The organism is Bacillota bacterium, assembly GCA_012727955.1.
Taxonomy (GTDB): Bacteria; Bacillota; Limnochordia; order DTU087; family JAAYGB01; genus JAAYGB01.
Genome location: JAAYGB010000064.1, coordinates 1 through 7,195 on the forward strand (window position 1 = coordinate 1; position 7,195 = coordinate 7,195).

The 7,195-nt window shown below is 52.9% G+C and carries 6 protein-coding genes and 3 tRNA genes; all 9 read left to right on the plus strand.

Annotated elements, in window-relative coordinates; translation table 11 throughout:
- The first annotated feature begins 23 nt into the window (after positions 1–23).
- Positions 24–98: transfer RNA gene (locus GX030_10340), tRNA-Lys, on the plus strand.
- Positions 99–118: 20 nt separating this feature from the next.
- Positions 119–195: transfer RNA gene (locus GX030_10345), tRNA-Asp, on the plus strand.
- A gap of 3 nt (positions 196–198) precedes the next feature.
- Positions 199–273 (plus strand) — tRNA-Gln (locus GX030_10350).
- A gap of 182 nt (positions 274–455) precedes the next feature.
- A complete protein-coding gene (locus GX030_10355; protein NLV92773.1) occupies positions 456–1,703 on the plus strand; it encodes an FAD-dependent oxidoreductase in 1,248 nt (415 codons plus the stop codon).
- Between the two features lie 55 nt (positions 1,704–1,758).
- Positions 1,759–2,574 (plus strand): sugar phosphate isomerase/epimerase, encoded by an 816-nt coding sequence (locus GX030_10360; GenBank protein ID NLV92774.1) that lies wholly within the window; start codon positions 1,759–1,761, stop codon positions 2,572–2,574.
- A 131-nt stretch (positions 2,575–2,705) separates the two neighbouring features.
- Positions 2,706–2,906, plus strand: a complete 201-nt coding sequence (locus GX030_10365) for a hypothetical protein (GenBank protein ID NLV92775.1) — start codon at positions 2,706–2,708, stop codon at positions 2,904–2,906.
- A 438-nt stretch (positions 2,907–3,344) separates the two neighbouring features.
- A complete protein-coding gene (locus GX030_10370; protein ID NLV92776.1) occupies positions 3,345–5,084 on the plus strand; it encodes an ABC transporter ATP-binding protein in 1,740 nt (579 codons plus the stop codon).
- Positions 5,085–5,467: 383 nt separating this feature from the next.
- A complete protein-coding gene (locus GX030_10375) occupies positions 5,468–6,553 on the plus strand; it encodes an MFS transporter (protein ID NLV92777.1) in 1,086 nt (361 codons plus the stop codon).
- Between the two features lie 93 nt (positions 6,554–6,646).
- The coding region (locus GX030_10380; GenBank protein ID NLV92778.1) for a phosphotransferase at positions 6,647–7,195 on the plus strand (549 nt) is incomplete at its 3' end.

Here is a 7,195-nt window from a genome sequence, read left to right on the forward strand (position 1 = left end):
ACTATAATAATCCTGTGACGTGGGCCATTAGCTCAGCTGGCTAGAGCACCTGACTCTTAATCAGGGTGTCCGGGGTTCGAGTCCCTGGCGGGGCACCACAATTCCATAACATTCCCACGGGGGCGTGGTGTAGTTGGTCAACACGTCGGCCTGTCACGCCGAAGATCGCGGGTTCGAGTCCCGTCGCTCCCGCCACACTGGGGTGTCGCCAAGCGGTAAGGCACTGGACTCTGACTCCAGCATTCCTTGGTTCGAATCCAAGCACCCCAGCCATTTAACCTCTGAGTGTTTCGCTCAGAGGTTTTTTCTATGCCTGATTGTCTCAGGATAGATGGGAGGGGAGCACTATCCCCCAAGGGCGACCCGGGATCGCAGGAAGATTGCGGTATCTAGCCTGAGAGGATTAGCAGGAATAAACGGGCAAATGCACAAGAATTACATCGGAGGTGGGATTTATGCGGACAGATTATGACGTAATTGTGGTTGGTGGCGGCCCCGGCGGAATCGCCAGCGCCGTTGCAGCCGCAAGAGTTGGAGCCGATGTCTTGTTAATTGAGCGGTATGGGTTCCTGGGTGGAGGGGCCACCGCGATGTTGGTCAACCCCTTCATGACCTACTTTGCTGGCGATAAGCAGATTATCTACGGGATTTTCCAAGACATGCTCGAGGGACTCAGGGAGCTCAACAGCTACGGTGGAGCCAGGGAAGAATGGGCCTTCGATACCGAAGCCTTTAAGATTGTCGCAGAGAACATGTGTGTCGAAGCCGGTGTGACGTTGATGTATCACGGGTTCCTCGCGGCTGCTAACACTGCCGAGGGGCGGATTACCTCCATCGAAGTTGCCACTAAGGATGGCCTAAAAACCTTTACTGCCAAGGTCTTTGTTGACTCCACCGGCGATGCCGATTTGTCCTTCTTTGCTGGGGCTGAGACGGAGAAGGGCCGCGAGGAAGATGGCTTGGCCCAGCCGATGACTCTCAACTTCCGCATGGCCGGTGTGGACATTGAGGCGATGCCCTCTCGTCGGGAGATGACCGAAGCCTACATCAAGGCCAAAGAAGCCGGAAGAATTCGTTGTCCCCGGGAAGACATTCTCTTCTTCTTTACCACCCAACCGGGGGTTGTCCACTTTAACCAGACCCGGGTAATTAAGCATGACGCCGTGGATCCTGAGTCCATGACCAAGGCTGAGATCGAGGCCCGACGCCAAGCCTGGGAGATTTCCCGATGGCTGATTGAGGAAATTCCCGGCTTTGCCAATGCGTACCTGCAGCAGACGGGAGCGCAGTTGGGTGTGCGGGAGTCTCGCCGGGTGATGGGTGACTACCTCCTGACGGAGGAGGATCTGTTGACACCCCATCGCTTTGACGATGTAATCGCTTGCGGCAGCTATCCCGTAGACATTCACAACCCCAGTGGTGAGGGAACGGTACTGAAACATCTGGAGCCCGGTCAATGGTACGACATTCCCTATCGGACCATTACTCCCAAGGGATTTGACAACCTCTTGGTGGGTGGTCGCAGCATTTCCGCCACCCATGCTGCCCACTCGGCAGTGCGGGTAATGCCAATTGTCTTCGCCATTGGTCACGGTGCCGGGATCGCAGCGGGCTTTGCTGCCAGGGATAACAAGACCGTTCGCGAGATTCCAGTGGAGACGATTCAAGCGGAGCTGCGCAAGCAGGGGGCCTTCTTGGGTTAATAATTGAGGGGATCGCCAAGGCATGACGAAAGTGCCGCGGAGGGAGGCGCGTACTGTGAAGCTTGCTTTACAACTGGGATTGATTCCCGGTGCGACTGTGAAGGAGAAGCAGCAATGGGCGCTGGAACACGGTGTTGAGGGCATTGAAGTCTCGGCGGGTAATTACGGTCCCGATGAACTGGACCAGTTGGTTGCCGACTTTGTCGACTCACCGGTTCCTCTCAGCAGTATTTGCGGTAACCCTACCTTTGACTTTCTTGATCCCGATCCGAAAAAGCGACAAACTAGCATTCAGCAGTGCAAACAATACCTAGAGGTGGCTGGGGAGCTGGGGGCTACAGGGCAGATCGTTCCGCCTATTTTTGGCCCACCCCGCATCCCCGACCTGTCGCCCTATCAAGATGCAATCACTTTGGAAAAGAATCTGTTGGTGGAGATTTGCCATGAGTTGGGCGAGACAGCCAGAAGGGCTGGCTGCTTGCTGTTGTTGGAGCCTTTGAACCGATACGAGCAGCATCTTCTGCGTCGACAAAGGGATGGGGTGGAGATCATTGAACGGTGTGGTCACGACCATGTGCGTCTGATCAGCGACCTCTTTCATATGCACATTGAGGAGACTAACACACCACAGGCAATTCGGGAAGTGGGTATGTACATTCGGCATGTGCATCTGGCCGATAACACCAGGTTGGAGCCCGGTACCGGAGACATAGACTTTGCTGCGGCCTTTAGGGCTCTGATGGATGTCGGCTTTGACGGTTACATGGCCTTTGAATGCGGCATTTCACCGGGAGATAGGGGCGAGAATCTGAAAGCCAGTCTCGAGTTTGTCCGCAATGCGATAGCCAAGGCGGCTGCCATGGCAGCATAGTCTTGCCGGGAATTGATTTTACCCGTTAGGGCCTGGTCCCGTTATCGAGTCATTGGAAATTCGGGGCCAGGCCCCGTTAATTATTGGCGGAATTTATCTTTTCCGGGGATGGGTTGTAAAGGAGGATAGGTTTGAAAGGGGTACTAATATCGGGACTATCTTGTACCGGAAAGTCCACGGTAATTGCTGCTCTATCAGCTAGGGGATACCGGGCCCTCGCTCTTGACTGCGATGAATGGAGCACTTGGACCGATAACATCATCACGCCGGCCGACCTGGGTGAGCCGGTAAAGCCCGGAAAGGATTGGCTATGGCGGGAAGACCGGGTATAGTGGCCCTTGTCCACCACCGATGCCAATGTCTTATTTGTCGGTGGTTGTTCGGAGAACATGGGAAACTTCTATCCTCGTTTGATGTTATTGTCCTCTTGAACGCTCCTTCTCAGGTCATCGCCCGGCGGTTAGCAACTAGGACCCATCTCTCCATGGCAAGGATCCCCTATAGTTGCAGCGGGTTCTGAATCAGACAGAGACCATGGAACCTTTGCTTGGCCAGCGGGCCGACTATGAAATTAACACAGATATGCCCCTCCATGGGGTCATCGATGCCATCCTCCGCTATGCGGGTATCTAGTGGCAGGCGGCTTTCCCCTGCAGCCTTTTTCTTTGGAAAGTTTGGGTGGTAACGGATCTCAGTGTGTTCCCTTATCTAGATCCGATATAATGCAAGATGGAATGTACCTGGATGAAGGAGCCGATGGAATAGTGCATTTGTTGAAACGATTTGTCTCATACTATCGGGCAGAATGGAAGCTGTTTGCCCTGGATATGGTCTGTGCCGGCTTGATGGCAGGTATGGACTTGGTTTTTCCCATGGTAACTAGAACCTTTATGAAGGACTTTATTCCCAATCAAAATCTTCGGTCCATTGTTATCTTTCTGGGGATACTCCTGGGGCTGTATGTCTTTCACGTGATCTGCCAGTACATCACCGACTATTGGGGCCATACCTTAGGCGCGAAAATGGAGTATGCCATGCGCCGAGACCTGTTCCGCCACTTACAGACCCTGGACTTTAAGTTCTTTGACGACACCAAAGTTGGTCATCTAATGTCACGGCTGGTCAACGACCTGCGGGATGTAACGGAGTTGGCTCACCACGGTCCCGAGGACTTCTTCATCGCCCTGATGATGCTCATCGGCTCCTTTTGGTATCTTGCCAAGATCAATCTCAGCCTCACTTTAATCGCCTTTGCTTCGGTGCCGATCATGGTGTGGTTTTCCATCACCCAATGGGGCAAGATGAGTCGGGCCCTCACCAACCAGAGGGAGAAAATAGCAGAGGTTAACGCGGAATTGGAGAACAGTCTGGCGGGCATTCGAGTGGCTAAGAGCTTTGCCAATGAGCCCTATGAGGAAAAGCGCTTTGGCAGGGCTAATACAGCCTTCAGGAACGCCACCCAGCGGGGATACAAGGCTGAGGCGGAGTACACCGCGGGGATGAGATTTCTCACCAACTTAGTGAACTTGACCGTTCTCGCTGCCGGAGCCATTTATACCTACAAGGGGCACATCGACCTGGCTGACCTAACGGCCTACTTGATGTTTATCAACTTGTTTTTGCAGCCAATTGGACGGCTGACCAACTTCGTCCACTGGTATCAGATGGGGATGGCCGGTTTCAAGAGGTTTGTAGAGATCATGACCATTGAACCCAGTATCGTGGACAAGATGGATGCTGTCGTCCTGGACAGGGTGAAGGGAGCCATCGAGCTAAAGGACGTGTCCTTCCAGTATACCGAGCACTCGGAAGTCCTTGAAGACATTAATTTGAGCATTGCTCCGGGTCAGACGGTGGCCTTTGTCGGACCCTCCGGTGGCGGCAAAACCACTTTATGTCACCTGATCCTGCGCTTCTACGATGTGTCCAGCGGAGAGATTCGCATCGATGGAGTGAACATCAAGGACATTCAGCTGGAGTCCCTGCGGAAAAATATCGGTTTGGTGCAGCAGGATGTGTTCTTGTTTGCCGGCACGATTCGGGAGAATATCATGTATGGAAACCCATCGGCAACGGAAGAAGAAATGATTGCCGCGGCGAAGAATGCCCAAATCCATAACTTTGTGATGTCACTGCCCGATGGCTACGACACCTACGTGGGCGAGCGGGGGATCAAACTTTCCGGAGGGCAAAAACAACGGATATCCATCGCCCGGGTGTTCTTGAAGAACCCACCGATCCTGGTGCTCGATGAAGCCACTTCGGCATTGGATACTGCCACTGAGCAGGAGATTCAGGAGGCCTTGAATCGCCTATCGGCCAATCGGACCACTTTGATTATCGCCCACCGCTTGTCTACTATCCTGCATGCCGATGAGATCGTGGTTCTCACCGATGGTCGCATTCAGGAGCGGGGGACCCACTCGGAACTGATGGCCAAGGGAGGCGTGTATGCCCGATTGCATCGAGTCAACTTGGAACTGGTTCAGGATGCCTACCCTGCTAGCTAGCCCTTCGGTAACTAAGCACCGTCTCTTTGGAGATGGCGCTTAACCAGTTTCTAGACTATACTAGTTGTACACACCCCCCTTGGGGTGCTGTCAGCTGTTATTCTAGGAGTGAATCTGTGTGGAATTTGAAAGCCCTAAGTGCTCAGTGCAATTGACGGGAGTCTGGCAACAGATTGCACTGAGCATACTTAACCTGTTGCCAGGTCAATTGCACTGCCTTCACTATTAGTTCAGGAAAAATCCGATAAGTGAAGAGGGGCTGTGCAGTTGAATAAAAGTCTAATCAAGAAGAACACGGTGCTGTTGGGTCTGATTAGTTTTTCACCGAGTTTAAGCTCTATGCTGCGGTGATGATTCTGTATTTTGCCGAAGTGGCAGGTTCAATGACCCTGGGGATGAGTGTGCTCTCGGTGATGATGCTGGCAACGACGGTCTTTGAACTGCCGTCGGGATTGATGTCCGATGCCATGGGTCGCAAGCGGGTCTTGGTGTTTGGGGCCTTGGCATCACTGGTTTCCGCCTTGGCATACGCCTTAAGTCAAGGGGTTTGGCTGTTGTATGTCGGAGCTGTCTTTGACGGCCTATCGGTGGCATTGTTCAGTGGAAATAACGATGCATTGCTGTATGATCTTCTCAAATCCGAGCAAGCCGAAGAGACCTACAAGGGTCACCTGGGCAGGATCAGCTCCATGGCCCATGGGGCTTTGACGGTGGCAGCGGTTGCAGGCACTTTGGTCCTCAACTGGAGTTCCTACTCAATGGTGATGTGGCTCTCCGTGGTTCCTCGGGTAATTTGTCTGCTGCTTACGCTATGGGTTGACGAACCAAGGACAGCGACCATCCGGGAAGGTGTGGTCCCATGGCGGGATTTGGTCGAGGTCCTGCGGGAAGTCAGGGAGAACCCCCGCCTGGTTAAGCTGATTGTTGCCGACAGCCTATCTGGGGGAGTGGGAGAGGCTTCTTACCAATTCAGGGCAGCCTTTCTGCGGATGGTTTGGCCCCTCTGGGCGATAGGCTTGACGGGGGCACTGGGGGATTTCGGGGCGGCAGTTAGCTATTGGTTCAGTGGGAAAGTAATTGACAAGATAGGTGCCAAGAAGTCAATTCTCCTGGAGAAACTATACAGTCTTTGCTGCAATGTTATTTCCTACGCTATGCAGAACTCCCTATCCCCGATTCTGCTGACCAGCACCTCGATGTTCTATGGTTTGGTTAATGTGGCGAAAAATGACCTGTCTCAAAGGCTTTATTCCGACAGGCATCGGGCATCGATGGCCTCGGTAAAGTCTTTGGCAACCACATTGGTCGGTGCCCTTGCGGCAGTGGTGATGGGGATTGTTGCAGACCATCTCGGTGCAGTTACGGCACTGTTGGCCTTTCAAACAGTGTCGGTGGTAGTGATTCTGCTCTACTGGGATATTCTTCGAGAACCGGAAGGTTCCGTGAGAACACCATCCCGCAGCTGCTAAATCGACTGCATCATCGTCTCAGGCGCCTGAAGGGCGCCTTTTTTCGCAGAGAGAGGAGTACTTCAGAGGCAACGGAAGGGAGCAGAGGATCTCATGGAACTGACTTTGAATTACCTGGCGGAGCTTGAACTGGACCTAGGCACACTCCTGTCCCTGAGTCAGATGTCTGGAGGATACAGAAACGACAACTATGTGCTTGTAGCCGATTCAGGTAGATATCGGGTACGGGTGCCGAAGTATCCAACGGATCCACAGCAAGTGTATGCGGAGCAGGAAGTACTAGACTGGGCTGCTAAGAGGTCGCGCTTTCCTGTTCCAATGCTCAAGGTCAGTGTGACTCCCAACGGGACTCCAATGAGCATATTTCCCTTTATCGAGGCAGATCTTCCCTTCGATATCCATAATGATGATCTGGTCTATCAAGCGGGAAGGGCTCTATCGGAATACCATCTGGCGGTTGCAGGATACAGGGGGCCTTACCCCTTTAGGGACCTACCCTCATCCTTGAATGATGTGCTATTTAGCCCCCTAATAGATTTGGAGAAAATCCTTTTATCTGCTATCATTCAGATCAGGGGGAAGTTTCATGACAAAAAGAGATTATACGCAAGAATTCAAAGAACAGATATTAAGGGAATCCCA

What these genes read in the sequence shown, in the direction of transcription:
- GX030_10355 (NLV92773.1), top strand. Translation starts at nt 456, where the DNA reads ATGCGGACAGATTATGACGTAATTGTGGTTGGTGGCGGCCCCGGCGGA.
- GX030_10375 (NLV92777.1), top strand. Translation starts at nt 5,468, where the DNA reads ATGACCCTGGGGATGAGTGTGCTCTCGGTGATGATGCTGGCAACGACG.